Genomic DNA, 25,963 nt, shown 5'->3' with positions numbered 1-25,963 from the left:
ATGACGGCGATGCTCGGAGTATCCCTCGACGGCCGCCTCGTCGTGCTCGTCGGCGGCGGCAGCGTGACCGCGCGCCGCCTGCGCCGCTTCCTCGACGAACGCGCCGATGTGCGTCTCGTCGCCCCCGAGCTGTCGCCCGAAGTGGCGCAGCTCGTCGCCGACCACGATGTCCCGTGGGACGCTCGCCCCGTGTCCGAGGGCGACGTGGACGGCGCGTGGCTCGTCCACACGGCCACGGGCGACCCCGAGGTCGATGCCCAGGTCGTCGCCTGGTGCGAGGCGCGGCGCACGTTCTGCGTGAACTCGTCCGACGGCGCGCACGGATCCGCCCGGATGACGTCGCAGACCCGCGCCGGTGACGTGCTCGTCGGCGTCACGAGCGACTCGGGGGTGGATCCGCGCCGCACCGCGCGCGTGAACTCCTCGGTCCGCGAGATGCTCGAGTCGGGGCGCGCGCCCCTGCGCCGCGTGCGTGAATCGGCAGCGGGATCCGTCGCCCTCGTCGGCGGCGGTCCGGGACCCGTCGACCTCCTGACGCTGCGCTCTCGGCGCCTCCTCGCCGAGGCCGACGTCGTCGTCGCAGATCGCCTCGGCGCCACCGGAGTGCTCGACGAGCTCGATCCCGATGTCGAGGTCGTGCACGTCGGCAAGGCCCCCGGTCACCATCCGGTTCCCCAGGACGAGATCAACGCGATGCTCGTCGACCACGCGCGCGCCGGCAAGCGCGTCGTGCGCCTCAAGGGCGGGGATCCGTTCGTCTACGGGCGCGGCGGCGAGGAGGTCTCGGCCTGTCTCGACGCTGGCATCCCCGTCGAGGTCGTCCCCGGCGTCTCGAGCTCCGTCTCGGTTCCGCAGGCGGCGGGGATCCCCGTCACGCACCGCGGAGTCGCCTCGAGCGTGCACATCATCAACGGCCAGTCGGGCGTCTCGGACGCGACGCTCGCTTCCCTCGAGGATCCGACGGTCACGACCGTCCTGCTCATGGGTGTGAAGGCATTCGGCGCGATCGCGCACGAGGCCCTCGCGGCGGGCGTCCCGGCCGATCGCCCCGTGGCATTCGTCGAGAGCGGGCACACCGAGCACCAGCGCACGACCCGCACGACCCTCGCACACGCCGTCGCCGACGCCCGGCACGCGGGCGTGCGCAACCCGGCCGTCATCGTCATCGGCGAGGTCGCTCGACCCGATCTGCTTCTCCCCGCGCACACGGCGACTGCCGCGCACGAGGGAGCCGCCGGATGACCGACGCCGCGCCCCGCCCCCGATTGTCCTCGGCGCTCGACGGGTGCACGGTCGTCATCGCCGTCGATCGGCGCGCCGGCGAGCTGACGGCCGCGCTCGAACGTCACGGCGCCGCGGTACGTCAGGCCCCCGCGCTGACGATCATCCCCCACATCGACGACGAGGCTCTCCTCCACGCCACGCGCGAACTCATCGCCTCCCCGCCCGACGTCGTCGTCGCCACGACGGGCGTCGGATTCCGCGGATGGATGGAGGCGGCCCACGAGGCCGGCCTCGCCGACGAGCTCGGTCACGCGTTCTCCGGGGCGCAGATCGTGGCGCGCGGACCCAAGGCCCGCGGCGCGGTTCAGCAGGCGGGCTTCGACGTCGACTGGGTCGCCGAGTCCGAGACGGCCCGCGAGCTCGGCGAGTACCTGCTCGCGGAGGGCGTGGCAGACAAGCGGATCGCGGTGCAGCATCACGGTTCCGGCTCCGACGGGCTCGACGAGCTCTTCCGTGAGCGCGGCGCCGACGTCGTGAGCCTCACGGTGTACCGCTGGGGCCCGCCCGCGGATCCGCTCGTCGTGCGGCAGTCCGTGCTCGCGACGGCGGCGGGCGAGGTGGACGCCGTCCTGTTCACCTCCGCGCCGGGCGCGAGCGAATGGCTCGCCGAGGCGCAGCGCGCAGGCGTCCTCCACGAGATCCGCGAGCGCGCGGATCGCGACCGACTGCTGATGGCCGCCGTCGGCCCCATCACAGTTCAGCCGCTGCACGACGTCGGCATCCCCGCCCTCGTCGCCGAGCGCGGCCGACTCGGATCGCTCGTGCGCGGCGTCGTGGCGCACTTCGGCGGCGGCGAGGCTCCCGGGCTCGACACCCCGCGCGGGCGGCTGGAGATGCGCAGCGCCGGCGCCGTGCTGGAGGGCGTCTTCCTCCCGCTCTCCCCCACCGGCACGGCCGTCCTCGGCGCACTGTTCGATGCGGGCGGCGCCGTGATCCCGCGGCGCGATCTGCAGGATTCGCTGCCGCGGTCGAGCCAGAGCACCCATGCCGTCGAGATGGCCGTCGCGCGTCTGCGCGAGGCGCTCGGCTTCCCCGATCTCATCACGACCGTCGTCAAGCGGGGATACCGCCTCACGGTGAAGGACATCTGATGCCGACACCCGCTCTCGTCTGCTGCTCACACGGCACCGACTCCCCCGAGGGGCGGGCCGTCATCTCTCTCCTCGCCCGGCGCGCCGCCGAGCTTCTCGGCGATGCTCCCCTGCGTGAGACCTACGTCGACGTCCAACAGCCACAGGTCGACGAGGTAGTGGCGGGGCTCGATGGAGCGGGCGTCATCGTGCCGCTGCTGCTCTCGCCTGGCTACCACACGCAGGTCGACATCGGTCGCGCCGCCGCATCGCGCGACGACGTCGTCGCGACGGGCACGCTCGGCCCGCATCCTGCGCTCGCCGACGTGCTCGGCGACCGCGTGCGCGAGATCGGTGTGCGCCCGGGCGATCACGTCGTCCTCGCGGCGGCGGGATCGTCGCGTCCTGAATCGGCCGAGCGCGTCCGAGAGGTGCGCGGCGCCCTCGCCGAGCGTGTGACCGCGCCCGTCACGGTCGGCTACGCATATGGCGCGACGCCGAAGGTGGCGGGCGCCGTCGCCGAGGCGCGCGAGGCGGGCGCCGAGCGGGTCATCGTGGCGAGCTACGTGCTCGCGCCCGGCCACTTCGCGGATCTCATCGCCTCATCGGGCGCCGACGTCGCGACCGAGCCCGTCGGGACGGATCCGCGCGTCGCCGCGATCATCACGGAGCGCTACCGCGAGGGGCTCACTCTGTTGGAATGACGTTCGACGGCAGAGGGTCGCGGTCTGCTTCCCAGGCCGCGACCCTCTGCCGCTTCTTGAGCAGACTGTCAGTACTTCGCCGACTGGCCGCCGTCGATCGGCAGCACGGCCGCGTTGACGTAGGTCGAGTCGTCGGACATGAGGAATGCGACAACCGACGCGATCTCGTGGGGCTCGCCGTAGCGCTTCGTCGGGTTCGCCTGGACGAACTGCTCTGCGGCCCGGCGCGGATTCTCCGCGTCGATCTGCTTCATCGACCCCTCGACCATCGGCGTCCAGATGGCCCCGGGAGCGATCGCGTTCACGCGCACGCCATGCTCGCCGTACTCGATCCCCGAGTTGCGGGTGAGCCCGACGACACCGTGCTTCGCGGCGGCGTAGCCCGATTGATTGCCCACGCCGCGGATCCCACCGACGCTGGCGGTGTTCACGACTGCCCCGGAACCCTGCTCCCGCATGATCGGGAGCACCTTCTCGAGACCGAGGAACACGCCCGACAGGTTGATCGCGAGCACGCGCTGGAACTCGTCGTTCGTGAAGTTCTCGGTGAGGTTCTGCTTGCCTTCGATGCCCGCGTTGTTGAAGAAGCCGTCGATGCGACCGAACTTCTCCATCGTCGCCCCCACGTAGCCTGCGACGTCGTCTTCCTTCGAGACGTCGGCGGTCACGGTGAGGATCTGGACGTTCGGCGCCTCCGAGAGGACGTCCTGGCGTGCCTCTTCGAGCCCCTTCTCCGAAACGTCGACGAGAACGACGTTCGCGCCCTCCTGTGCGACGCGCACTGCCGTCGCCCGTCCGAGCCCCGAACCGCCCCCGGTGATCAGAATCGTCTTGCCGTCGAAACGTGACATTTTCGGCCCCCTTTGTGTCGTGGTGCGCCCGGTGCCGGGCGCGATATCCACGCTAGCCGCCCCTCAGCGATGAGGCAGGGGAGGATCCTCACCCGCCGATCGCGTTCATCCCGCGGTCGGGCTGCAAGAAGCCAGGGTCGTTGATCGCGTGCCCCGGAAGCTTCTTCCAGATGCATCCGCGCAGCAGCTGCTCGAGGTGGTCATCGGATCCGGATCCGCGCAGCAGCGGCACGAGGTCGAACTCTCGGTTCGAGAACAGGCAGTTGCGCAGCTGCCCGTCGGCCGTCAGCCGCAGCCGGTCGCACGCGCCGCAGAACGGCGCCGTCACCGACGCGATGACCCCGACGGTGCGGTCGGTGCCGTCGAGCCGCCAGGTCTCCGCAGGCGCGCCCCCGCGGCCCGGGATCGGCTCGAGCGACCACCTCGCGGACAGCTTCTCGAGGATCTCGTCGCGCGTGACCATCTGCGAGCGATCCCACGTGTGCCCCGCGTCGAGCGGCATCTGCTCGATGAAGCGCATCTGGGCGTCATTGTCGATCGCGAACTGCACGAGATCGACGAGCTCGTCGTCGTTGACGCCGCGCATCGCGACGGCATTGAGCTTGAGAGGCCGCAGCGGAGAGGCCGCAGCCGCACGGATCCCCGCGAAGACGTCGTCCAGGCGGTCCCGGCGCGTCAGCTCGCGGAACCGCTCGCGCTGGATCGTGTCGATCGAGATGTTCAGGCGCCCGAGACCCGCGTCAACGAGCGCCGGCAGCACCTTGTCGAGCCCGATCGCGTTCGTCGTCATCGCGATCGTGACCGGTCCGTCCGGAGACTCGAGCCGCGCGAGGCGTTCGGTGACCGCGACGATATCGCGGCGCAGCAGCGGCTCCCCACCCGTGAGGCGGAAGGTCGAGATGCCGCGGGAGGCGGCGATGCGCGCGACGCGCTCGATCTCATCGAGCGTCAGGATGCTCTGCTTCGCGAGCCACTCATTGCCCTGCTCCGGCATGCAATAGGTGCAGCGCAGCGAGCAGCGATCGGTCAGCGAGACGCGCAGATCGCGGTGCACCCGTCCGAAGCGATCGACGAGCGGGCCCGACGTCGGCATGTCCGCCGGAGTCGTGTGCGGCTCGGACGGGGCACGCTCGGCCAGGCGGATCGGCACGGCGCTCACGCGCGCACCTCGGCTGCTCGACGTGTCTCCATCCATCCAGGGTACGAGGGATCCACGGCTCAGGACCCGCCCGGAATCAGCCGCACGTGATCCGGCGAGATCGAGACCCGCACGGGATCGCCGGGGCCGATGTCGAGCGCGGCGACCTGCGCAGTCGGAATGTCGACCGCGAACTCGGGCTGCGTCACGTGCACGCGGGCGCCGCCCGGAGCCGGTTCGAGGCGCTCGACCCTCGCGAGCCACTCGCCGACCGCCTCGTCGTCCGCCGTCTCGTGCCGCACCCGCTGCAGCGCCCGCGTCCAGGAGAGTTCCTCCGCACGGGCGATCCGCGCGTCAGCCGGGCGGAACACGGCCACGACGTCGTCGCCGTCGGCGGGACGCGGTCCCCCTTCGGAAGACGTGAGGCGCAGGCGCGTGCCGAAGGCCGATCCCGTCCAATCACCGCCGCGCGCGGTGCCGTGCAGCCGGTTGAGTCCCGCGGCCGAGGCGACGAACCGCGTCGCGGGCCGCGCGAGGACCTCGCGGACGTCGCCGCGCTGCGTCACGGCGCCGCCCTCGATGACGAGCATACGATGCGCGAGCGCCGCCGCGTCGAACGCATCGTGCGTGACGAGCAGCGTCGTCGTGAGGGTGAACGCGAGCTGCTCCCGCAGCAGGGCACGAATATCGCTCGCCGTATCGGGATCGAGCGAGGTGAGGGGCTCGTCGAGCAGCAGCAGTCGGGGCGTGGTCGCGAGGGCGCGGGCGAGCGCGACGCGCTGCTGCTGTCCGCCCGAAAGCTCGCGCGGCCGGTGATCGCCCATGCCCGACAGTCCAACGCGCCACAGCCATTCGTCGGCCTCCGTGCGGGCGCGCGTCCGAGGCGTGCGCCGCGCCTCGAGTCCGAACGCGACGTTGTCGCGCACAGTGAGGTGTGGGAAGAGCAGCGGGTTCTGGCGCAGCAGCACGACGCCGCGCCGCCGCGGATCCCCGCCATGCCGCCGCGTATAGGCCTCGTCGCCGATCGTCACCTCGCCGTCGGTCAGCCGCACCTCGCCTGCGAGTGCCTGCAGCAGTGTGGACTTACCGGCACCCGACGGCCCCATCACCGCCAAGACCTCGCCGTATCCCACGTCGAGCGACACGTCGAGACGGAAGCCGCCGGAGCGCTGCACCACGACGTGGCCATCGACGACGTCTCCTGCGTGCGGCGTCATCGCGCACCCCCCGGGCGCCAGGCGCGGACGACGAGAAGCACGACCAGCACGGTCGCGAGCAGCAGGAGCGCGAGGGCCACCGCCGGCCCCTGCCCCATCCCCGAGCCGTTGAAGGCCGTGTAGATCGCGAGCGGCATCGTCTGCGTCACGCCGGGTGCGTTGCCGGCGAACAGTGCGGTCGCCCCGAACTCACCGACGGCGCGCGCGAAGCAGAGGATCACGCCGGCGACGATTCCGTCGGCCGCGAGCGGCAGGGTGACGCGGCGCAGCGTTGTCCAGCGGCCGGCACCCAGCGAGGCCGCCGTGCGCTCGTAGTCTGTTCCCGCCGTGCGCACGGATCCCTCGACCGCGATCACGAGGAACGGCAGCGCGACGAACACCTGCGCGACGATCACGGCGGCCGTCGTGAACGGCAGCGCGAGGCCTGCCTCGTCCAACCAGGTGCCGAGCGGGCTCGAACCTCCGTAGAGGAACAGCAGCGCGACGCCGCCGACGAGCGGCGGCAGCACGAGCGGGATCGTCACGAGCACCCGGAGGACGGCCGCGACGGCGGGCCGCGCCCGCGCGATCCGAATCGCGAGAGGGATCCCGATGAGAATGCTCACGGCCGTCGCAATCGTCGCGGTCACGAGCGAGAGCGTGAGGGCGCTGACGGCCGCGGGCGTCGTGATGTCCTGCCAGAGCGTCGGCCACTCGACGCGCGCGACGAGGGCCGCCAGCGGCAAGAGCAGGAAGAGCAGGGCGATGGCCGCGGGGACGGCGAGCAGACGCGGCACGCCGGATGGCGCGGGCGGTGCAGTGCGCATCATCGTGGTCGTCGGCTCCGTTTCACGGGGCGTCTGATTCTCCCCCTCTCTCATCATGGCGCGCCGAAGCCCCAGCGCGCGAGCCCTTCCTGCGCGTCGCCGGAGAACACGTAGTCGACGAATGCCTGCGCGTCGTCACCGGCGCCCTCGGTGACGGCGATCGGGTATCGGTTCACGACGCCGTCGAGTCGCGGATCCTCGACGGCCGCCACGCCCTCTGTCGCGGATGCGTCCGTGCGGTAGACGAGGCCCGCGTCGGCGACGCCACTCGCGACCTTCCGGGCGACCGCCGTCACGCTCTGTTCGAGGCTCGCCGCGGCGATGTCCACTCCCGCCGCGTCGAGCGCCTGCCGCGTCGCAGCACCGCACGGCACCTCGGGCGCGCACACGACGACGTCGAGGGCGTCGTCCGCGAGGTCATCGAGCGCGGCGACGCGATCCGTTCCCTCCGGTACGGCAATCACCAGGCTGTTCGTGGCGAAGATCCGCGGTTCACCCACTGCGTCAGCGATGCGCTCCATCGTGCGCTCATCGGCGAACGCGGCGACGTCGATCGGCGCCCCCTCAGCGATCTGCGTCGCAAGCGTGCTGGATCCGTCATAGACGACGGGTGCGACGCGAATATCCGGGTGAGAGGCCTCGAACGCGGAGACGATCTCTTCGAAGGCGCCGTGGAGCGAGGCGGCCGCAGCGACGCGGATCTCCCGCTCGTCCTCGGCCGGTGCACACCCGGCGACGGCGAACGCGACCGCGAGGAGGAGAACGGCGATCGATGCACGGCGCATCCTGCTATCCCACCACAGAGCCGGCCACTCGAATCGACAGGCCCTCCGTCGCCGATGCAGGGAGACGTGTCGCGACCACTCGTGTGCGGCCGCCGTCCGGGGCGGTCACGACGCGCCGTGCCGTAGCGGCGTGTCGTGGCGAGGCGTCACGCGCTGGACTTTTCGCGACTGAGCCTCGAGGCGTCGGTACTCTCGAAGGATGACCCTCCCCCCGCTCGTCGAACCGGTCGCCGCCCTGAGCGCGGACGAGGCCGCGCGCACGGCCCGGCATGCGGTGCTCTATCCGCTCGGCGAGACCGGTCAGCGCCGCCTCGCGGCCGCGCACGTCGCGATCGTTGGCGCGGGAGGCCTGGGATCCCCGGCCGTCCTCGCGCTCGCCGCGGCCGGCGTGGGGCGCCTCACCGTCATCGACGACGACGACGTCGAGCACTCCAATCTGCAGCGGCAGGTCCTGCATCGCGTGAGCGACGTCGGGGCGCCCAAGGTCGATAGCGCCGTCCGCGCGGCCGCCGACCTTGCGCCCGACTGCGTCGTGACCCCCCTCCGCAAGCGACTGGATCCCGATAACGCTCGGCAACTGCTCGCAGGCGCCGATGTCGTCCTCGACGGATCGGACACCTTCGCCACGCGCGAGGCCGTCGCCGACGCGTGCGATGCGCTCGGAGTGCCGCTCGTGTGGGGCGTCGTGCAGGAGTTCCACGCGCAGCTGACCGTGTTCTGGTCGCGCCCGCCCGCCGGCGCGCCCGCGACGCGCCTCGCCGATCTGCATCCGCCAGGATCCGCGGGAAACGTCCCGACATGCGCCGACGTCGGCGTGCTCGGCGCCCTCGTCATGCAGGTCGGCTCGCTCATGGCGACGCAGGCCGTCCTCCTCATCGCAGGCATCGGCGATCCCCTCCTCGGCCGTGTCGCGCTCGTCGACGGACTTCGTTCGACGACGCGCGAGGTTCCGCTCCGCGCGACCGCCGAAGAGGAGGCGCCCCGGTCCGGGGCGCCATCGACGGAAGTCACCGCCAGCGAACTCGCCGCCTGGATCACCGCCGACCGCCCGCCGCTCGTCGTCGATGTGCGCGAAGAGTCCGAGCGCGTCACCGGCGCGATCGCCGGATCCGTCGCGGTGCCGCTCGGCGAAGTCCTCGCGGATCCCCCCGCCGCGGCCGCCCGCCTGCGCGCGGAGGCCGGATCCCGCGGGGTGGTCACCGTCTGCGCCGCCGGCGTCCGATCTTCCCGAGCAACCGCCGCGCTCGCGAGCGCCGGGCTGACGACTCGCTCGCTCGCGGGCGGGATGGGTGCGTGGAGTTCACTCGCCGAGTAGCGTCCACCCGAGTCGCGCCGCCGCGGTACCGTACCCCCATGACCGAGCTCGTGAGCGTCGACGCGCACCGCGCGCGGATCCTCGATGTCGTGCGCCCCCTTCCGGCCGAGACGGTCGGCGTGACCGGTGCGTCGGGGCGCACGCTCGCCCGAGACGCGATCGCCGCGCTCGACATCCCCGCCTTCGACAACTCGGCGATGGACGGCTTCGCGGTGCGCTTCACAGACGTGGCCGGCGCCTCGGCGTCCGACCCCGTCGAGCTCGCCGTCTCGGGCGACGTGGCCGCAGGATCGGCAGCGCTCGGCGACGTCACCGCCGGGACCACGCACCGGATCATGACGGGCGCCCCCGTCCCGCACGGGGCCGACACGATCGTTCCCTTCGAGCACACCTCCGGGGGCCTTGCGGATTCCCTCTCGACGGCGATCGTCCGCGAGACACCGAAGGCGGCCGGCGCACACATCCGCCGCCGCGCCGAGGATCTCGCCCGCGGCGACACCGTGTTGCCCGCAGGCTCTCCACTCGGGGCCCTGCAGATCTCCGCACTTCTCGCCGCGGGGGTGACCGAGGTCTCCGTCACGCGCGCTCCCCGCGTCGTCGTCGTGTCGACGGGCGCCGAGCTGTCCGCACCGGGAGAGGTCCCCGGCGCGGGGCAGATCCCCGACTCGAACTCGACGCTGATCGCTGAGCTCGTGCGCGGCGCGGGCGGCGAACTCGTCCTGCGCACGAACGTCGGCGACGACCCGGCCGAGCTCGTGCACCTCCTCGAACGATACGACGACGCCGACGCGATCATCACCTCGGGCGGCGTAAGCGCCGGCGCGTACGAGCCCGTCAAGCAGGCGCTCGAGGGGCGGATCCGCTTCTCGAAGATCGCCATGCAGCCCGGCAAGCCCCAGGGATTCGGCGTTCTCGACGGCGGCGCCCTGTTCTTCGGCCTGCCGGGCAATCCCGTGAGCGTCGCGGCCTCGTTTGAGGCCTTCGTGCGGCCCGCGCTGCTCGCGATGCAGGCCCGCGTGCACATCGACCGCCCCCTGCTTCGGCTACCGAGCGCGGCGGCGTGGCGCACGCCCCCTGAACGTCGGCAATACGTCCCGATCGTCGTCGATCGCGCGGATCCCGCCACGTGGCGCGTCCGCCCGGCGACAACCGGCGGATCCGGCTCGCATCTCGTGGGCGGGCTCGGACTCGCAGAAGGCTTCGCGGTGGTCCCCGCCGAGGTCGACGAGGTCGCCGCGGGCGACCTCGTCGACGTCGTGCTGCTCTCACCTCCGTTCTGAGCCTTCGCGCCGATGCCACCGACGCGCTCCGGGCTCACGTCCGGCGCCGTGACGTCCTGAGGCAGCACGGACCCGCCGTCGAGGAGTCCGCGTCGATGCCATCCTGGTGTCATGAGCTCCTCCTTCACTCACCTCGACGCCGCCGGCAACGCACGCATGGTCGACGTCACCGAGAAGCAGCCAACCGTCCGATCCGCGACCGCACGCGGTTTCGTGCGCGTCGCCGCCGAGACCGTCGCAGCCCTGCGCGATCAGACCGTCCCGAAGGGCGATGTGCTCGCCGTCGCGCGGATCGCGGGGATCCAGGCGGCGAAGAAGACGCCCGATCTGCTGCCGCTCGCGCACGTCATCGGCGTGCACGGGGCGACGGTCGACCTCGACGTCACGGACGAGGGCGTCGCGATCGAGGCGACGTGCCGCACAGCAGACCGCACGGGCGTCGAGATGGAGGCCGTGACGGCCGTGACGGTCGCCGCCCTCACCGTGCTCGACATGGTCAAGGGCATCGACCGTTCGGCGCTCATCGAGAACGCCCGCATCGTCGCCAAGTCGGGTGGCCGCAGCGGATCCTGGACGCGCCCGGGCGAGTGACGTCCCCTGCCATCCGCCTCACACCGCGCCCCGAGTGCGCTTCCGCCCTCGCCACCGCGAAAATGGGCGCGCCCGCACTCGGGAGGCGGCACCCAGCACCCCGGCGCACGCCGTGGGAAGATCGAGGCGACGGAAGGACGTGAGATGAGCGAGCAGAAGCACCTGCCCCCCGAGGCGCTCGACGAGTGGAAGCGCGCCGCGTGCGCCGAGATCGGCCTCGACGCCGACGAGATCGACATCCCGCTCGTACTCGACCTCGCGCGCGATGTGGCCCACGGCGTCGCCCGCCCCGCCGCCCCGCTGGCGGCGTTTCTCGCAGGCCTCGCCGCAGGCCGTTCCGAGGATCCCGCGGCGGCACGCGACGCGGTCGCGAAGCTGACGGCGCTCTCGACGGGCTGGGAATCGTGACGCTCGTGCGATTCTTCGCCGCGGCCGAGGAAGCCGCGGGCACGGCGGAAGAGACCCGTTCCGAGAGCACCCTCGACGCGTTGCGCGCCGCCCTCGTCGCCGATCACCCCGGCCTCGGCGGAATCCTCCCGCGGTGCGCGGTGCTCATCGACGGCGCCCGACGCGACGGCGACGCCACTCTCACGGATACCCGCACGGTCGACATCCTCCCGCCGTTCGCGGGCGGGTGACGGCCCGCGGGCGGCGTCAGCCCCCGATGCCCTTCCAGCTCGCCTGACCGTCGGTCTCGATCTGGCGTTTCCACACGGGCAGCTCGCGCTTGATGTCCTCGATGACGGCGCGGCAGGCGTCGAAGGCCTCGGCGCGATGCGGCGCCGCGACGGCGATGACCACGGCGGCGTCGCCGACCTCGAGTCGGCCGATCCGGTGGCTCACGGCCACGAGGGATCCCGTGCGCTCGGCCGCGCGCGCGGCGATCTCGCCGAGAATCCTCTCGGCGTCGGGATGGGACGTGTACTCCAGCGCCGCAACGGCGCCCGTCGCGTCGGGGTCGTGATCGCGCACGCGACCGACGAAGCTCGTCTCCGCGCCCATGCGCGGGTCGTCCACGGCCGCGAGGTGCGCCTCCAGCAGGATCGGATCCGCGCTGATCGCCGCGCGCCTGACCTCACCCATGATCGCTCCCCTCGAGCTGGCCGAGCGCGTGGTCTGCGACGCGGAGGATCATCTCCATGCCATCGCGCACGCCTCCCGGCGAACCGGGCAGGTTGACGACGAGGGCCGTCCCCGCGGTTCCCGCGATCCCGCGAGAGAGCAGGCCGCCCGGGGCCACGGCGGCGCCGATCCGTCGCAGCTCCTCGGCGATCCCCGGCAGAGGCCGGTCGATGATGCGCGCCGTACCCTCGGGTGTGAGGTCGCGCGGTGAGATGCCGGTTCCGCCCGTTGTGACGACGAGGCGCGCGCCCGCGGCGAGCGCCTCTGTCAACGCCTCGGCCACACTGTCGGCTCCGTCAGGGACGATCGTCGCGTCGCCCGTCTCGAAACCGGCCTTGCGGAGTGCGGCGACGGCCACCGGGCCCCCGCGGTCCTCACGCTCGCCCGCGGCCGATCGGTCGCTCACGGTGACGACCGCGGCGCGCAGGGGGACGCCTGCTTCGCTCATTCCGCGGATCCTTCCAGCAGCTCGGGGCGGCGTTCGCGCGTGCGGGCGAGCGCCTGTTCCCGGCGCCATTCCGCGACCTTCCCATGATGCCCGCTAAGCAGAACATCGGGAACCGCGAGCCCGCGCCATTCGGCGGGCTTCGTGTAGATCGGGTACTCGAGCATCCCGAGCTCGTGGGATTCCTCGACGAGGCTCTCGGGGTTGCCGACGACGCCGGGCACGAGGCGCCCGACGGCCTCGATCATCGCCATCGCCGCGACCTCACCGCCGTTGAGCACGTAGTCGCCGATGCTGACGAACCGCACCCGACCGCGGGAGGCGTAGTGGTCGAGGACGCGCTGATCGATTCCCTCGTAGCGGCCGCACGCGAAGACGAGCTGGCCCTCGTCGGCGAACTCACGTGCGGTCGCCTGTGTGAACACCTCTCCGGACGGAGTGGGGACGACGAGCACGGCGTCCTCGTCGAGGATCTCGTCGAGAGCCTCGCCCCACGGCTCGGGCTTCATCACCATGCCGGCGCCGCCGCCGTACGGGGTGTCGTCGACCGTGCGATGGCGGTCGTGGGTCCAGTCGCGCAGATCGTGCACGCGCACGTCGAGGATTCCCGTCTCGCGCGCCCGGCCGATGAGCGACACATCGAGCACGTCGAAGAACGTCGGGAAGATCGTGACGATGTCGATGCGCATTCCTCGATGCTATTCCTCATCTCTGGCACTTCCCTTCACCGATTCCCGCTACGGGATGTGCCAGAAATGACGGGATGGGCGTGTTTCCTCGGTGTTTCGGGGCCTTCCCCGGCCGGGGCGGAGGCGCGTGATCGAAAGGTGACGCGCGCGACACGAGACGGGAGCGCCGTGCGAAACACCGGATCCCTAGCGTCGGGAGCATCCGTTCCGTTCTCTTCTGAAGGAGCTCGCCATGGCATCGTCCGTGAGCACGACGCGCACGCCGCTCGAGGCCTCCGGTCTTGCGGTCCGTCCCGGACGCTGGATCGACGGCTGGAACGCCGAGGATCCGGCCCAGTGGGAGGCGGAGGGCCGCACGATCGCCAAGCGGAACCTCGGCTGGTCGGTGTTCGCCGAGTTCCTCGGCTTCGTGGTGTGGCAGCTGTGGAGCATCGTCGTCGTGATGCTCCCCGCCGCGGGCTTCGCGCTCACGTCGACGCAGCAGTTCTGGCTCATCTCGGTCGCGAGTCTCGTCGGTGCGACGCTGCGCTTCCCCTACACGTTCATGGTGGCGCGATTCGGCGGGCGCAACTGGACGATCATCTCCGCGGCGCTTCTGCTGATCCCGGCGATCCTCCTCGGCGTCGTCGTGCAGAATCCCGAGACTCCCTACCCCGTCCTGCTGCTCGTCGCGGCCCTCGGCGGGCTCGGCGGCGGCAACTTCGCCAGCTCGATGGCGAACATCACCTACTTCTTCCCGCAGCGCGAGAAGGGCTGGGCGCTCGGGCTCAACGCGGCCGGCGGCAACATCGGCGCGGCGATCGCACAGCTGATCGTTCCGATCGCCGTCACCCTCGGCGCCGTCGGCACGCTCAACATCCAGCTCGCCGGCTTCATCTGGGTGCCGTTCATCCTCGTCGCCATCTGGGGCGCGTGGCGGTTCATGGACAATCTCTCCACCGCCAAGAGCGACTTCGCCGGCGCGGCGGCCGCCCTGAAGGAGCCCCACCTCTGGATCATGGCGCTCCTCTACATCGGCACCTTCGGATCCTTTATCGGATTCGCGAGCGTGTTCCCGAAGCTCATCGCCGACCAGTTCCCCGAGTTCTCGACCTTCCAGGTTTTCGGCGCGGGACTGTCGCTCGCGTTCCTCGGCGCGCTCGTCGGATCCCTCACTCGCCCCTACGGCGGGCGCCTCGCCGACCGCTTCGGCGGCGCGCGCATGACGGTGGTCTCCTTCGGCGGGATGATCGCAGCGACGCTCGCGGTCGTGCTGACCCTTCCTCTCGCGAGCTTCTGGGTCTTCCTCGCCTGCTTCCTCGTCCTGTTCAGCGCGACGGGCATCGCGAACGGCGCGACGTATCGCATGATCCCGTCGATCTTCGCCGCCCGCGGTGCTGCGACGGCGGGTGAGGAACACGCGGTCGGCGCGCAGCGCAAGGGCGCCGCCGCCCTCGGGATCATCTCGGCGCTCGGCGCGTACGGCGGCTTCTTCGTCCCGCAGGTGCTGAACCTCTCGCAGCAGGCCACGGGAGGGTACGTGCCGGCGTTCTACGGTTTCATCGGCGCCTATGCGGTGCTCGGCATCCTCACGGCGGTCGTCTACCTCGTCCCGCGCCGCTCGCTCGCCGGACGGATCGTCTGACGTCGTGGCGGGCACGCAGGGATCCACGTCCCCGATGAACGTCGTCCTCATCGGCTTCGGACCGGTCGGTGTGCGCTTCGCAGAGGAGCTTCTGCCGGCCGTCGAGGAGGGGCGCATCGCCCTCACGATCGTCGGCGCCGAAAGCGACGATCCGTACAACCGGATCCTCATCGCCGAGTACGCGGCAGGCGAGATCGCGCACGAGAATCTGCAGATTGCGGATCCGTCCGAGCTCGCCTCTCGCGGCGTGCGCGTGCTCTCGGGCCGTAGCGCGACCGGGATCCTCGCGGAGGACCGCGAGGTGGAGCTCGACGGCGGCGGTCGGATCGCCTATGACCGTCTCGTGCTCGCGACGGGCGCCCAGGCGAACGTGCCGGCCCTCGACGGCCTCGAGCAGGCGGATCCGGGGGCTCCGGGCCTCGACCCCCGTCTCACCGACGGCGTGTGCGCGCTCCGCTCGCTCGCGGACGCCGAGCGGGTCAAGCACGTCGTCGACGCAGGCGGGCGGGTCGCCGTGCTCGGCGCAGGCGTTCTCGGGCTCGAACTCGCGTTGCTGCTCGCCGAGGCGGGCGCTCTCCCCCAGCTCGCGCACTTCGGTCCGATCCCGATGCCCCGGCAACTCGATCGCGGCTCGGCGCGCGTACTCGTCGACCAGCTCGACCGCGCGGGGGTCACGGTCGTACCGCACACACGCGCAGAGGCGATCGTCACGCACGAGGTCGCCGGGCGCCGCACCTTCCGGGCGCTCGTCTCGGGCGACGGCAAGCGCATCGAGGCCGATCTGCTCGTGTTGTCGTGCGGTGTGCGCCCACGAACGGAGCTGGCGGTCGAGGCGGGCCTGCGCACGGCGCGCGGCGTGCTCGTCGACAACCGGCTGCGTTCGTGGTCGGATCCGCGGATCCATGCGATTGGCGACGTCGCGCACGTGGCGGATCCCGCCACTCACCTCCACGACCGCGAGGTTCCGGGTGGCGCGAGCGGTCTCGTGGGGCCCGGCTGGCGCCAGGCCGAGTGGCTCGCCCGTTCCCTGCTCGCAGAGCTCGACGGCTGGGCCGAGCCCGACTATGTCGAAGACGTGCCCGGGGTCGTGCTCATGAAGGCGTCGCATGTCGACCTCGTCGCCGCTGGCGCCGTCCCCGCGGATCCCTTCGCGCCCGTCCCGCACGGCGAACGGGCGCCCGAGGTTGCGATGTGGGCGGATCCGCAGCACGGCACCTACGTCGCGATGGCGACGACCGACGGCGTGCTCGACGGCTTCGTCTCGGTCGGCATGCCCCGCACAGCTGCCGAGCTGAGCGTGCTCTACCAGCGGCGCGGCGAATTGCCGAGCGACCGTTCGCTGCTGCTGCGGCTCGACGCTGTCGGAGAAGAGGCTCTCCCGGCTGGCGGCCGCGATCAGACGGTGTGCATGTGCAACGCCGTGACGGCGGGCGCGATCGAGGACGCGGCGCGGGAGCACGAGTGCACAACGGTCGAGGACGTCGGCCGCTGCACCCGGGCCGGCACAGGATGCGGCGGGTGCCGAGCCCGCATCGCCGAGATGCTCACCGAGCTGACGGAGCAGCCGGCATGATGCCCGTCTCCGCGACCGCCGATACGCACTGCCCCTATTGCGCCCTGCAGTGTGCGATGACCCTGACGCCGTCGCCGGGCGACGATGCTCCCGTGTCCGTGTCGGGGCGCGAGTTTCCGACGAACCGGGGCGGGCTCTGCAAGAAGGGCTGGACCTCGGCCGATCTGCTCGCGCGCGGCGACCGGATCACGACCCCGCTCGTGCGTCAGCCAGACGGATCCTTCGCCGAGGCCGCGTGGAGCGAGGTGCTCGACCGGATCGCCCGCGAGGTCACCCGCATCGGCCGCAAGAGCGGCGCCGACGCAGTCGGCGTCTTCGGCGGCGGCGGCCTCACGAACGAGAAGGCCTACCAGCTGGGCAAATTCGCCCGGATCGCGCTCGGGACGAGCCGCATCGACTACAACGGCCGGTTCTGCATGTCGTCGGCCGCGGCCGCCGCGAACCGCGCCTTCGGTCTCGACCGCGGACTGCCGTTCCCCCTCGCAGACCTCGACACGGCCGATGCCGTGCTCGTCATGGGCTCGAACATGGGCGACACGATGCCGCCGTTCGTGCAGCACCTCCAGGGTGCCCGCGCCCGCGGCGGACTCATCGTCGTGGATCCTCGGCGCTCGACGACGGCGCGGCTCACGGCCGACGGCGCCGGAACGCACGTGCAGCCCGCGCCGGGAACCGATATGGCGCTGCTGCTCGGCGTGTGCCATGTGGTCATCGCCGACGAGCTGTACGACCGCGACTACGTCGATGCGCGCACGACGGGCTTCGACGCCGTGCGCCGCTCGGTCTCCCCGTGGTGGCCCGAGCGCACCGAACAGGTGACGGGCGTGCCCGCGCGCATCGTCCGCGACATCGCGCACCGCCTCGCCGGGGCGCGTTCGGCGTACGTGCTCACGGGGCGCGGCGTGGAGCAGCACTCAGACGGCACCGACACCGCGACGGCGGCGATCAACCTCGCCCTCCTCCTCGGCCTCGTCGGCCGAGAGGGATCCGGCTACGGCACGCTCACGGGCCAGGGCAACGGCCAGGGCGGCCGCGAACACGGCCAGAAGAGCGACCAACTGCCGGGCTACCGCAAGATCACGGATCCCGCTGCCCGCGCACACGTCGCGCGCGTCTGGGGTGTGGATCCCGAGTCGATCCCGGGGCCGGGGATCCCCGCCGTGCAGCTGCTCGCGTCCTGCGGCGCCGAGGGCGGCGTGCGGGCGCTGCTCGTGCACGGCTCGAACGTCGTCGTCTCGGCTCCCGACGTCTCGCAGGTGCGCGCGGCGCTCGGCCGCCTCGATCTGCTCGTCGTGAGCGACTTCTTCCTCTCCGAGACCGCGCAGCTCGCCGACATCGTGCTGCCGGTGCTGCAGTGGGCCGAGGAGGAGGGCACGATGACCAATCTCGAGGGCCGCGTCATCCGCCGACGCAAGGCCATCGATCCGCCTCCCGGCGCGCGCAGCGAGCTGTGGATCCTGCGGGAGCTCGCCGCGCGCCTCGATGCGCCCGGCGCGTGGTCGCTCGATCCCGCCGAGGTCTTCGACGAGCTCGCCCGGGCGAGCGCGGGCGGGCTCAGCGATTACTCCGGGCTCTCGCACGAGCTGCTCGACACGGGCCTCGCGGCACACTGGCCGTACCCACAGGGATCCTCCGGTACGCCACGCGTGTTCCTCGACCGCTTCGCGCACGACGACGGGCGAGCGCGGTTCGTGTCGGTGCGCCCGCGCCGCCCCGAGACGCCGCACGGTTCCGAACTGAGCCTCGTGACGGGGCGAATTCTCGAGCACTATCAGTCGGGCACGCAGACGCGCCGCGTCGCCGAGCTGAATGAGCCGAACCCGCGCCTGGTCGCGCAGATGCACCCCGTCACAGCGCGCGATCGCGCGATCGACGACGGGTCGCGGATCCGCCTGACGAATCATCGCGGCGCCGTCGAGGCCGATGTGCAACTGAGCCCCGATATCCGGCCCGACACCGTGTTCCTGCCGTTCCACTACGCCGGATCCGAGAGCGCGAACCTGCTGACGAGCGCGGCCACCGATCCCCACAGCGCCATGCCCGAGTTCAAGAACGCCGTCGTGACAGTCGAGGCGGTCGCCTGAGTAGGCTGGCCGCATGGATCCGAGCGCGTGGCTCGTCGGGCTCCTGCCAGACGTGAGCCGCCGAGCGTCGGCGGACGCGAAAGAGCTTGCGACGCGCCGCACGATCCGCCACGCGTCGGACGAGTGAGTCGCCACTCACACGCGATCAGGCGAGCGTGCGCACACCGGGAAGATCTCCGAAGCGAGCCTTCACGTCGGCGCTGAACAGGGCACGCCCCGTCTCCACCGCATGCGATGCGATCACGAGATCGTGAGCCCCGCGCGGCCGCCCCGACTGGCGCACGTGCGCCAGCAGGATCGCGTGATGGTCGGACGTGCGCGCCGTGTAGTCGAGGACGTCGACGCCATCCAGGATTGCCGTCACACGCTTTTCTCGACGGCGAGCGGTCGCTTCATCAGGGGCGAGCTCGACGCCGAGCATCAGTTCGGCACGCGTGACAGCCGCGATCGCGATCTCGTCGTCATCGCGCAGCGGCTCGTACACGTCGGAAACGCCCCGCTCGATCGCGATCAGGACGTTCGTATCGACGATCAGTCGTCGTCCCACGGGTCCGTCGACTCGTTCGTCAGCAGGCTCGTGGCCTCGGCGATGCTGGTCGCCATCTCGTCGTCGAAGACCGGCTCTCCGGGTAGCCGAGAGCGCAACGCGGCCAATGTGTGTCGCTCGACCGGGCGCAACTCGGCGACGGCCCGGCCACCACGCATGATGGTCACCACATCGCCATGCTCAACCGCGCTGAGGAGCTCGGAGAAGCCCCTCGATGCGGATGTGGCGGTGACCGATCTCATGAGATCAGATTATCTGATTTCTTACGCGAGGTCGAGGTGTCGACCCGATATCCCTCACACCCCCGAGTACGCGACGATGCCGCGGCGGACCGCGTCGAGGGCGCGGCGGGACGTGCGGGCGAGCTCGCCGTCGGCCGTGAGCGAGATCTGGTCGAGCAGGTCGATCGTCTGCTTCGCCCAGCGCACGAAATCGCCCGCCGCCATCTCGGCCGAGCCGAGAACGCGGTCGAGCAGCTGGCCGCGCGCCCACATGTGCATCGCCTGCGCGAGGCCCGGCGCGAGCGGCGCCGTGCCCGGCAGGCGGTGATCCTGTTCGAGGTCGTCGAGCTCGGCCCACAGCCGCTCGGAGCGGTCCAGCGCCTCCCGGAAGTTGCCGCGCGGCAGCGCGAAGTCGCCGTTCTGCTCGCCGCGCCGCGGCTCGTACACGAGCGTGCACGCGAGCGCCGCGAGCGAGGCCGGGTCGAGCGACTCCCACAGCTTCAGGCGCAACGCCTCGGCGACGAGCAGATCGCGGTCTCCGTAGATGCGCTTCATCGTGCGCCCGCTGTCGGTGAGCGCGGCCTGCTCACCGTCGACGCGCACATAGTCGAGTTCCACGAGCACATCGACGATGCGGTCAAACTGCCGCGCGACCGTGCCTGTGCGCGAGGCGATCTCGCGCCGCTGCTTGTCGGTGTGCTTCTTGAGCTTGTAGTACCGCTCGCCCCAGCGTGCGTGCTGCTCGCGTTCGCCGCAGCGGTGGCAGTCGTGCCGCTGCAGGCGCTTCTTGAGGCCGGCCATCTTCTGGCGGCGCTGCTCCTGGCGAGCCTTGGAAGCCGTGTGGTCCTTGCGGGCCTTCTTCTCGAGGTCGCTGAGCTCGCGGCGGATCCCGGCGTATTCGGCGAAGTCGCCGAGGTGGCACTGCATGGCGGTGAGGTAGCCCTCGAGCGACTCCTCGGCGCGCTTGACCTCCCGCGCGACGCCGACGACTGCGCGGTCGGCCTGGAACTGCGCGAACGAAGACTCGAGGATCTCGCGCGCAGCCGGACGACCGAACTGATCGATGAGGTTGACCGCCATGTTGTATGTCGGACGGAAGGACGAGTTCAGCGGGTAGGTGCGGCGCGACGCGAGCGACGCGACGGCGTGCGGATCCAAGCCGTCGGTCCAGTGCACGACCGCGTGCCCCTCCACGTCGATGCCGCGGCGGCCCGCTCGGCCCGTCAGCTGCGTGTACTCCCCCGATGTGATGGGCACGCGCGCCTCGCCGTTGAACTTCTCGAGCTTCTCGAGCACGACCGTGCGCGCCGGCATGTTGATGCCGAGGGCGAGCGTCTCGGTCGCAAAGACGACCTTGACGAGCTTGCGCTGGAACAGCTCCTCGACGACTTCCTTGAAGGCCGGAAGCATGCCGGCGTGGTGCGCCGCGATGCCGCGCTCCAGATCGGCGGCCCACTCGTAGAAGCCGAGCACTCCGAGATCCTCGTCCTGCAGGGCGGCTGTGCGCTCCCGCACGATCGCGCGGATCTGCTCGCGCTCCTCACGGTTCGTCAGGCGGATCCCCGCGCGACGGACCTGCACGACGGCCTGATCGCAGCCCACCCGGCTGAAGATGAAGAAGATCGCGGGAAGCAGGTGCTGGCGTTCGAGAAGCTCGATTGCCTGGGCCCGGTCGAGGCGTCCACCGCCGCGCGGCGGCCGCTGCTGCCGTCCGCGCCCGCGCCGCGATCCGCCGCCCGTCGCGAGCCCCCGGCCGAGGCGCAGCAGCTCCCGATTCACCTCGGCCGCGGCCTCGCCGGCGCGCTCGTCGAAGAGGGGCAGCAGGTCCCCGCGCGCGAGCACGTGCTGCTCGAGCGGCACGGGGCGCGTCTCGGAGACGATGACCTGTGTGTCACCGCGCACGGTGCCGAGCCAGTCACCGAACTCCTCGGCGTTCGACACCGTCGCCGACAGTGACACGAGCCGCACCGACGGCGGAAGGTGGATGATGACCTCTTCCCAGACGGCTCCGCGGAAACGATCGGCGAGGTAGTGCACCTCGTCCATGATCACGTAGCGCAGGCTGTCGAGCGCCGACGATCCCGCGTAGATCATGTTGCGCAGCACCTCGGTCGTCATCACGACGACGCGGGCATGCGAGTTGATGTTCGTGTCACCCGTGAGCAGACCGACCTCATCGGCGCCGTAGACGTCCTGCAGCTCACGGAACTTCTGATTCGACAGCGCCTTCATGGGGGTGGTGTAGAAGGCCTTGTCGCCTGACGAGCGCATCGCGAGATGGATCGCGAACTCGCCGACGATCGTCTTTCCCGCGCCCGTCGGCGCCGCGACGAGCACGCTCGATCCGTCCTCGAGCGCACGGCACCCCGCGTTCTGGAAGGGGTCCAATTCAAAGCGCTGCGCTGCGGCGAACTCGGCGGTGACGGGGTGCTCGCGGTTCTCTCGCGCCTCGGCGTACCGGTCGGCGGGCGTGGCGGAGGTCATGAGTCCATCCCACCATGTCGGGCAGCGATCAGCTGTACTCGACGAACATCTCCGGGTGGCGCTTCTTCTTTTGCCAGTCGAACACGAGGCACACCCCTGCCGCGATCATGTACAGCGCGAACATGATCGACGACACGATCAGGAACGTGATCATGTCGGCCGGAGGTGAGGCGAACATGCCGAAGACGAGGCAGAGCAGCACCACCCAGCGCCAGGCCCGGACCACCTGCTTGCCGCGCACGACGTCGGCCAGGTTCAGCGCGACGACGAACACGGGGGTGACGAAGCCGATCCCCACGATCGTCAGGGTGCGGAAGACGAAGGCGTAGTACTCGGTCGCCGTGAAGAGCTGTCCCACCTGCTCGATGTCGTCGGGAAAGAACGACGCCATGATCGTGATGATGTTCGGCAGCAGGAAGATCGCGAGCGTGACGCCGCCGAAGAACAGCGGGATCGCCGCACACATGAAGCCGAACGCATACCAGAACTCGCGGCGGGTCAGACCGGGCGTGACGAAGCGCCAGATCTGCCAGAGCCAGACCGGAGCAGACAGCACCAGCCCCGCGACAAAGGAGATGCGGAGGCGCATGTCGAACGGCCCCGTGACCGTCGTGAACGTGAGCTTCGTGAAGGACTCGTCGTCGAGGTTCTCAGCGACTCGCACGATCGGCGACGTGAGCGCCTGGATGATCCAATCGGTCAGAAAGGCCGCAACGATCATGCCGACAGCCAGGCCGATGACGGCATACACGAGGCGCCGACGCAGCTCACGGAGGTGCCCCGCGAGCGTCATCCTGCGCTCTTTCGGCAGGCTCGACTCGCCGGAGGCGCCCCCGTTTGCGGAGGGGCGTGCCACAGCGGGCTACTGCTTGGTGGTGTCGGAAGACGGGCTCTCCGTCGACGGCGGTGCCGTCGATCCCTCGCCCTTTGCTTCAGCGGGCGAGTCGGCCTCGCTTTCGGCCTTCCCTTCGTCCTTCATCTGCTTCATCTCGCCCTTGAACGCACGGGCGGACTGCCCCATGCTCTTGGCGAGCGCAGGAAGGCGCGAGGCACCGAAGATGAGGAGGATGATCACGAGGATCAGCAGGATCTGCCAGACACCGGCATTTCCGAAAGGCATACGGACTCCATCCTGAGGTGGGAGCTATCGGTTCAGTGTAACGCCGAACCGTGCAGTTTCTCGCCTGCCTCGGCCCACTGTCTTGCGGCCTCGCGGGCAGTCGCCGGTGCCACGACCTCGATCTCGCCTCCACCACGGGCGGCGAGGCGCCGAAGCGTGCCGACGTCGCCGACGGGGATCCGCGCGAACATCTCGCTCCCCGCCTCGCGCAATTCGGCATGTTCGAGGAACTCGGCGAGAAGCGGCCGCATTCGCACGGGGAAGCGCAACGTCGCGACGACGTCGTCCTCGCCCGGCACGAACAGCTCGGAGCGCATCTCCCCCATGTGATCGGCAGGCGCGTCCGTGACCTCGAGGTCACTCATCCTCTCGAGATGGAACGTCCGCGTCGCCTCGCGCAGGTGGCACCATCCCCGCAGATACCACTCGCCGCTCGTCAGCAGCAGATCGGACGGATCGACCGTGCGGATCGTCTGTGCGCCGTCAGGACGCGTGTAGGTGAAGCGCACGGCGCGCCGGTCGCGCACCGCCTGCGACAGAAGCGTGCGCAGCTCATCGACCGGAGAATCGACCGTCACAACGCCGAGGTCGCCCCCGCCTGCGCCGCGCGAAAGCTTGCTGCGCAGGGCGTCGAGCGTCTCGGCATCGGCGGCGCCCGGGGCCGCGGCCACGAGCTGCAGGCCAGCGATGAGCGCGGCCGCCTCGCGCGTTGTGAACCGCTGCACACGCTCGATGCCGACGGTGCGGGTCAGGCGCACGATGTCGTCTTCTTCGAGCCTCTCCCAGTCGAGGTCGAACATCTCGCCCGTATAGAACCCGCCGGACGGTTCTCCCACGAGCGTCAGCGTCGAGAGCATGCCGCGCATCTCGTCGGGCGAGACGTCGAACGCGCGTGCCGCATCGGCGACGGAGACATCTCCTCGCTCAAGAAGCCACGGGACGAGGGTCAGGATCGTGCGCACCCGCTCGGACGAGACGACCGGCTGCTTTCTGCGTGGCTTCATTGGCGCGGACGACTCGGCGGCATCGAGGTCGGCGGGGCGCTCGTGCCGTCGCCGCACCGCGCGCAGACGGTCGATGACCACGTCCCGCAGCTCCGGCGGTTCGACGACACGCGCGTCGGGCCCGTAGGACGCGATCTCATCGGCGAGGACGTACTCGTCGACGTATGGCACGACGAGCCCCTGCGGGGCTGCCTCAGGGATCGCCCGCCGCCCGAGGCGCAGCGCCGCCTCGGAGCCCGGGGTGACCTCGATGTGCGCGCGGTGAGTCTCGGCCACGGCGTGCAGGCCCGCGAGCGCTGCGGCCGCCGCCCCAGCCGCCTCCGACGGGTCGAAGCGCACACCCGTCGGACGCACGTCCGAGACGACACGGCTCAGCAGAAACGTCCGCCGCTCCCCCACACCCTCGTCGCGCCCGTACAGGTGCCAACGACCCTCGAACTGCACGAGGGACAGGGGACGAACCCGACGGCTCCGGACGCGCTGGGATCCGGGCCGCAGGTAGTCGAAGCGCACCTCCGCGCCGCGATCGATCGCCGCCTGAAGCGGCGTGAACGCCGCGTCGCGGGCGCTGAGGCGCGGAGTGAACCCGAGAATCGGCTCGTCGACCTCGATCCCGAGCGCCCGGATCTTGCGCAGGCCCGCACGCGCCTCGTGCGACATCGTGGCCTCGCTCCACGCGTCGGCGGCGAGGCTCAGGATGGCGAGCTCGCCGGGCGTGAACTCCAGATCGTCCGGGAGGACGTTGTCCTCGCGGGGAATCCGATAGCGCGCGCCGCGCATATTGCTCGGGTTCTCGCTGTCGCCGATGACCTCGACGTGCGTGCCGAGACCGGCGAGCGTCTCCTTGTCACGCTCGAACATGCGCTCGAGCGCCTGCTCGTCGGCCCCCTGCCGCACACGTTCGACGTATCCCGTGACGGAATCGAAGATTTGCGCGCGCGTGAGCCCCACCTCGGTGCCCAGGAGGGCGACCGTGAGGTTCATGAGCCGCTCTTCTGCGGGGATCCGCTGTGCCACGCCGCAATCCTACGGCGATGGGAGCCGGATGGTCGCGAGGGTCACGCGGCCGGGACGGCTCCCAGCACGTCGATGACCGAAACAGTCGCGTCGCCGTCGCCCGGGACGACCGTGAGCACCTGGGATCCGATCGTCGCGCCTTCGAGCGCATCCGCGAATCCCTCGGGCAGCTGGTCCACCGTGGAGGTCGTGGGCTGACCGGTCTGCCACGTCGACGTCGAGACCGCCTTCGCCGACCAGGACACCGATGTGTACTGCACCGTCACCGTGTCACCCTCGGCGAGCTCGGCACCGTCGCCCGCCAGGAGCGTCTGCGTGACCTGTTCGTCCGGGGCGGCGCCGTCGGGGACGATAACGCCGGGCTCGCCGCCCGGCGCGCGCACGACGCTCGGCAGACCGAATCCGTCGTTGTAGACGGGCTGCCCGTCGGCGGCCGCCGGAAGCACTCGCTGCAGATCGACGACCGCGACCATGTTCGTCGGGTCGACGTCGAGGCCATACTGCGAGGCAAACTGGACGATCTGCTGCGCGTACGTCTCCGCGATGCCGTCGGCGCCCAGCGAGGCGACGACACGGGATCCCTCCGTCGCGCACTGCAGCGCGTCTTCGAGCCCCGGGATCTGCGCGTAGATGTTGGACAGCCCGATGACCTGCGTCGGATCGCCCGCATACGCCGTGATCGGGATCTCGGTGCCGCTGCCGCCATCGAACAGCGTTGCGTCAAAGACGACTCCCTGGCTCGCCGAATCGATGACGGGCCCGTCGCCGACGATCGCATCGGCGTGCTCCGCGTCGTCGGTCACGAACGACGCGGGCAGTTCGACGACCGGCTCGGTTCCGAACTCGCCCGACACCTCCACGGCATTCATGACGGGATCGGAGACGGCCTCGCGCCCGCACTGTTCCGCGGTCTGCGGAGCGGACGAACATCCCGCGAGGGCGAGAGTGGTCAGGCCCAGAACACTGGCTACGGCTGTCGTCTTGCGCACCGG

The 25,963-nt window shown here is 70.9% G+C and carries 26 protein-coding genes; 11 read left to right on the top strand and 15 right to left on the bottom strand.

The annotated features are described in order from the left end of the window. Genes cobA through C0012_RS07915 form a run of 3 tightly spaced genes read left to right on the top strand, consistent with a single transcriptional unit; the run spans position 1 to position 3,058 of the window. Positions 1-1,242: a uroporphyrinogen-III C-methyltransferase gene (gene cobA / locus C0012_RS07925; protein ID WP_110589135.1), complete on the top strand. Its 1,242-nt coding sequence runs from the start codon at positions 1-3 to the stop codon at positions 1,240-1,242. Then, positions 1,239-2,375, top strand: a complete 1,137-nt coding sequence (locus C0012_RS07920; RefSeq protein WP_110589136.1) for a uroporphyrinogen-III synthase — start codon at positions 1,239-1,241, stop codon at positions 2,373-2,375. Before cobA ends, C0012_RS07920 begins: the two co-directional genes overlap by 4 nt. Next, positions 2,375-3,058: a sirohydrochlorin chelatase gene (locus C0012_RS07915; RefSeq protein WP_110589137.1), complete on the top strand. Its 684-nt coding sequence runs from the start codon at positions 2,375-2,377 to the stop codon at positions 3,056-3,058. Before C0012_RS07920 ends, C0012_RS07915 begins: the two co-directional genes overlap by 1 nt. Before the next feature lie 68 nt (positions 3,059-3,126). Here the strand turns inward: C0012_RS07915 and C0012_RS07910 are convergent, their stop codons facing one another. The 5 genes from C0012_RS07910 to modA form a co-directional block, all read right to left on the bottom strand. Further along, on the bottom strand, positions 3,127-3,909 hold the full coding sequence (locus C0012_RS07910) for a glucose 1-dehydrogenase (RefSeq protein WP_110589138.1): 783 nt from the start codon (positions 3,907-3,909) through the stop codon (positions 3,127-3,129). A gap of 88 nt (positions 3,910-3,997) precedes the next feature. Continuing rightward, a complete protein-coding gene (gene moaA, locus C0012_RS07905; protein WP_408631136.1) occupies positions 3,998-5,068 on the bottom strand; it encodes a GTP 3',8-cyclase MoaA in 1,071 nt (356 codons plus the stop codon). A gap of 59 nt (positions 5,069-5,127) precedes the next feature. Then, a complete protein-coding gene (locus C0012_RS07900; RefSeq protein ID WP_198411097.1) occupies positions 5,128-6,264 on the bottom strand; it encodes an ABC transporter ATP-binding protein in 1,137 nt (378 codons plus the stop codon). Further along, positions 6,261-7,070, bottom strand: coding sequence for an ABC transporter permease (locus C0012_RS07895; protein WP_110589416.1), 810 nt, complete (start codon positions 7,068-7,070; stop codon positions 6,261-6,263). The genes C0012_RS07900 and C0012_RS07895 overlap by 4 nt, the downstream gene beginning before the upstream one ends. A gap of 53 nt (positions 7,071-7,123) precedes the next feature. After that, the gene (gene modA / locus C0012_RS07890) at positions 7,124-7,855 is read right to left on the bottom strand and encodes a molybdate ABC transporter substrate-binding protein (RefSeq protein ID WP_110589141.1); all 732 of its coding nucleotides are present in this window, start codon (positions 7,853-7,855) and stop codon (positions 7,124-7,126) included. A gap of 199 nt (positions 7,856-8,054) precedes the next feature. On the opposite strand from modA, the gene C0012_RS07885 reads away from it, so the two are divergent. The 5 genes from C0012_RS07885 to C0012_RS07865 all read left to right on the top strand — a co-directional run bounded on the left by C0012_RS07885 (position 8,055) and on the right by C0012_RS07865 (position 11,679). Beyond that, positions 8,055-9,170 carry a ThiF family adenylyltransferase gene (locus tag C0012_RS07885; protein WP_110589142.1) on the top strand — a complete coding sequence of 372 codons (1,116 nt, stop codon included), beginning with the start codon at positions 8,055-8,057 and terminating at the stop codon, positions 9,168-9,170. 38 nt (positions 9,171-9,208) lie between these two features. Beyond that, a complete protein-coding gene (locus C0012_RS07880; RefSeq protein WP_110589143.1) occupies positions 9,209-10,450 on the top strand; it encodes a molybdopterin molybdotransferase MoeA in 1,242 nt (413 codons plus the stop codon). 111 nt (positions 10,451-10,561) lie between these two features. Continuing rightward, positions 10,562-11,041: a cyclic pyranopterin monophosphate synthase MoaC gene (gene moaC / locus C0012_RS07875; RefSeq protein WP_110589144.1), complete on the top strand. Its 480-nt coding sequence runs from the start codon at positions 10,562-10,564 to the stop codon at positions 11,039-11,041. Positions 11,042-11,185: 144 nt separating this feature from the next. Further along, on the top strand, positions 11,186-11,449 hold the full coding sequence (locus C0012_RS07870; RefSeq protein WP_110589145.1) for a DUF6457 domain-containing protein: 264 nt from the start codon (positions 11,186-11,188) through the stop codon (positions 11,447-11,449). Next, on the top strand, positions 11,446-11,679 hold the full coding sequence (locus C0012_RS07865) for a MoaD/ThiS family protein (RefSeq protein WP_110589146.1): 234 nt from the start codon (positions 11,446-11,448) through the stop codon (positions 11,677-11,679). The genes C0012_RS07870 and C0012_RS07865 overlap by 4 nt, the downstream gene beginning before the upstream one ends. A gap of 16 nt (positions 11,680-11,695) precedes the next feature. On the opposite strand, the gene C0012_RS07860 is transcribed toward C0012_RS07865, so the two are convergent. The 3 genes from C0012_RS07860 to trmD are packed head-to-tail and all read right to left on the bottom strand — an operon-like array spanning position 11,696 to position 13,297. Continuing rightward, positions 11,696-12,124 (bottom strand): molybdenum cofactor biosynthesis protein MoaE, encoded by a 429-nt coding sequence (locus tag C0012_RS07860; protein WP_110589147.1) that lies wholly within the window; start codon positions 12,122-12,124, stop codon positions 11,696-11,698. After that, entirely contained in the window at positions 12,117-12,611 is a 495-nt protein-coding gene (locus C0012_RS07855) for a MogA/MoaB family molybdenum cofactor biosynthesis protein (RefSeq protein ID WP_110589148.1), read from the bottom strand. Before C0012_RS07855 ends, C0012_RS07860 begins: the two co-directional genes overlap by 8 nt. After that, positions 12,608-13,297: a tRNA (guanosine(37)-N1)-methyltransferase TrmD gene (trmD, locus tag C0012_RS07850; RefSeq protein WP_110589149.1), complete on the bottom strand. Its 690-nt coding sequence runs from the start codon at positions 13,295-13,297 to the stop codon at positions 12,608-12,610. The genes C0012_RS07855 and trmD overlap by 4 nt, the downstream gene beginning before the upstream one ends. Positions 13,298-13,529: 232 nt before the next feature. Here trmD and C0012_RS07845 point away from each other — a divergent pair, with 232 nt between their 5' ends. Genes C0012_RS07845 through C0012_RS07835 form a run of 3 tightly spaced genes read left to right on the top strand, consistent with a single transcriptional unit; the run spans position 13,530 to position 18,578 of the window. Continuing rightward, the gene (locus C0012_RS07845; protein ID WP_110589150.1) at positions 13,530-14,921 is read left to right on the top strand and encodes an MFS transporter; all 1,392 of its coding nucleotides are present in this window, start codon (positions 13,530-13,532) and stop codon (positions 14,919-14,921) included. Between the two features lie 4 nt (positions 14,922-14,925). After that, positions 14,926-16,494, top strand: a complete 1,569-nt coding sequence (locus tag C0012_RS07840; protein WP_162621849.1) for an FAD-dependent oxidoreductase — start codon at positions 14,926-14,928, stop codon at positions 16,492-16,494. Beyond that, entirely contained in the window at positions 16,491-18,578 is a 2,088-nt protein-coding gene (locus C0012_RS07835) for a molybdopterin oxidoreductase family protein (RefSeq protein ID WP_408631135.1), read from the top strand. The genes C0012_RS07840 and C0012_RS07835 overlap by 4 nt, the downstream gene beginning before the upstream one ends. 145 nt (positions 18,579-18,723) lie before the next feature. Here the strand turns inward: C0012_RS07835 and C0012_RS07830 are convergent, their stop codons facing one another. The 7 genes from C0012_RS07830 to C0012_RS07800 are packed head-to-tail and all read right to left on the bottom strand — an operon-like array spanning position 18,724 to position 25,960. Beyond that, positions 18,724-19,125: a PIN domain-containing protein gene (locus C0012_RS07830; RefSeq protein ID WP_110589152.1), complete on the bottom strand. Its 402-nt coding sequence runs from the start codon at positions 19,123-19,125 to the stop codon at positions 18,724-18,726. Further along, positions 19,110-19,367 (bottom strand): type II toxin-antitoxin system Phd/YefM family antitoxin, encoded by a 258-nt coding sequence (locus tag C0012_RS07825; protein ID WP_110589153.1) that lies wholly within the window; start codon positions 19,365-19,367, stop codon positions 19,110-19,112. The genes C0012_RS07830 and C0012_RS07825 overlap by 16 nt, the downstream gene beginning before the upstream one ends. Before the next feature lie 54 nt (positions 19,368-19,421). Next, complete coding sequence (locus tag C0012_RS07820; RefSeq protein WP_110589154.1) at positions 19,422-21,830, bottom strand: DEAD/DEAH box helicase; 2,409 nt, start codon at positions 21,828-21,830, stop codon at positions 19,422-19,424. Between the two features lie 28 nt (positions 21,831-21,858). Then, positions 21,859-22,686, bottom strand: coding sequence for a twin-arginine translocase subunit TatC (tatC, locus tag C0012_RS07815; RefSeq protein WP_162621850.1), 828 nt, complete (start codon positions 22,684-22,686; stop codon positions 21,859-21,861). A gap of 6 nt (positions 22,687-22,692) precedes the next feature. Continuing rightward, on the bottom strand, positions 22,693-22,950 hold the full coding sequence (gene tatA / locus C0012_RS07810) for a twin-arginine translocase TatA/TatE family subunit (RefSeq protein ID WP_110589156.1): 258 nt from the start codon (positions 22,948-22,950) through the stop codon (positions 22,693-22,695). A gap of 32 nt (positions 22,951-22,982) precedes the next feature. After that, positions 22,983-24,971, bottom strand: a complete 1,989-nt coding sequence (locus C0012_RS07805; protein WP_110589157.1) for a helix-turn-helix transcriptional regulator — start codon at positions 24,969-24,971, stop codon at positions 22,983-22,985. A 41-nt stretch (positions 24,972-25,012) separates the two neighbouring features. Then, entirely contained in the window at positions 25,013-25,960 is a 948-nt protein-coding gene (locus C0012_RS07800) for an FKBP-type peptidyl-prolyl cis-trans isomerase (protein WP_110589158.1), read from the bottom strand. Positions 25,961-25,963 lie beyond the last annotated feature (3 nt).

This window comes from Microbacterium suaedae (genome assembly GCF_003254645.1).
Classification (GTDB): domain Bacteria; phylum Actinomycetota; class Actinomycetes; order Actinomycetales; family Microbacteriaceae; genus Microbacterium; species Microbacterium suaedae.
The sequence above is the reverse complement of the archived record's forward strand: the minus strand, read 5'-3'. Positions and strand labels throughout refer to the sequence as shown.

Bases quoted from the DNA above. Each gene is read 5' to 3' on its own strand.
- modA (WP_110589141.1), bottom strand. From the start codon at position 7,855: ATGCGCCGTGCATCGATCGCCGTTCTCCTCCTCGCGGTCGCGTTCGCC.
- C0012_RS07825 (WP_110589153.1), bottom strand. From the start codon at position 19,367: ATGAGATCGGTCACCGCCACATCCGCATCGAGGGGCTTCTCCGAGCTC.
- trmD (WP_110589149.1), bottom strand. From the start codon at position 13,297: ATGCGCATCGACATCGTCACGATCTTCCCGACGTTCTTCGACGTGCTC.
- C0012_RS07870 (WP_110589145.1), top strand. From the start codon at position 11,186: ATGAGCGAGCAGAAGCACCTGCCCCCCGAGGCGCTCGACGAGTGGAAG.
- C0012_RS07835 (WP_408631135.1), top strand. From the start codon at position 16,491: ATGATGCCCGTCTCCGCGACCGCCGATACGCACTGCCCCTATTGCGCC.
- C0012_RS07860 (WP_110589147.1), bottom strand. From the start codon at position 12,124: ATGGGTGAGGTCAGGCGCGCGGCGATCAGCGCGGATCCGATCCTGCTG.
- C0012_RS07895 (WP_110589416.1), bottom strand. From the start codon at position 7,070: ATGCGCACTGCACCGCCCGCGCCATCCGGCGTGCCGCGTCTGCTCGCC.
- tatA (WP_110589156.1), bottom strand. From the start codon at position 22,950: ATGCCTTTCGGAAATGCCGGTGTCTGGCAGATCCTGCTGATCCTCGTG.
- C0012_RS07820 (WP_110589154.1), bottom strand. From the start codon at position 21,830: ATGACCTCCGCCACGCCCGCCGACCGGTACGCCGAGGCGCGAGAGAAC.
- C0012_RS07900 (WP_198411097.1), bottom strand. From the start codon at position 6,264: ATGACGCCGCACGCAGGAGACGTCGTCGATGGCCACGTCGTGGTGCAG.
- C0012_RS07910 (WP_110589138.1), bottom strand. From the start codon at position 3,909: ATGTCACGTTTCGACGGCAAGACGATTCTGATCACCGGGGGCGGTTCG.
- C0012_RS07915 (WP_110589137.1), top strand. From the start codon at position 2,375: ATGCCGACACCCGCTCTCGTCTGCTGCTCACACGGCACCGACTCCCCC.
- C0012_RS07920 (WP_110589136.1), top strand. From the start codon at position 1,239: ATGACCGACGCCGCGCCCCGCCCCCGATTGTCCTCGGCGCTCGACGGG.
- C0012_RS07880 (WP_110589143.1), top strand. From the start codon at position 9,209: ATGACCGAGCTCGTGAGCGTCGACGCGCACCGCGCGCGGATCCTCGAT.
- cobA (WP_110589135.1), top strand. From the start codon at position 1: ATGACGGCGATGCTCGGAGTATCCCTCGACGGCCGCCTCGTCGTGCTC.
- C0012_RS07885 (WP_110589142.1), top strand. From the start codon at position 8,055: ATGACCCTCCCCCCGCTCGTCGAACCGGTCGCCGCCCTGAGCGCGGAC.
- moaC (WP_110589144.1), top strand. From the start codon at position 10,562: ATGAGCTCCTCCTTCACTCACCTCGACGCCGCCGGCAACGCACGCATG.
- C0012_RS07845 (WP_110589150.1), top strand. From the start codon at position 13,530: ATGGCATCGTCCGTGAGCACGACGCGCACGCCGCTCGAGGCCTCCGGT.
- C0012_RS07855 (WP_110589148.1), bottom strand. From the start codon at position 12,611: ATGAGCGAAGCAGGCGTCCCCCTGCGCGCCGCGGTCGTCACCGTGAGC.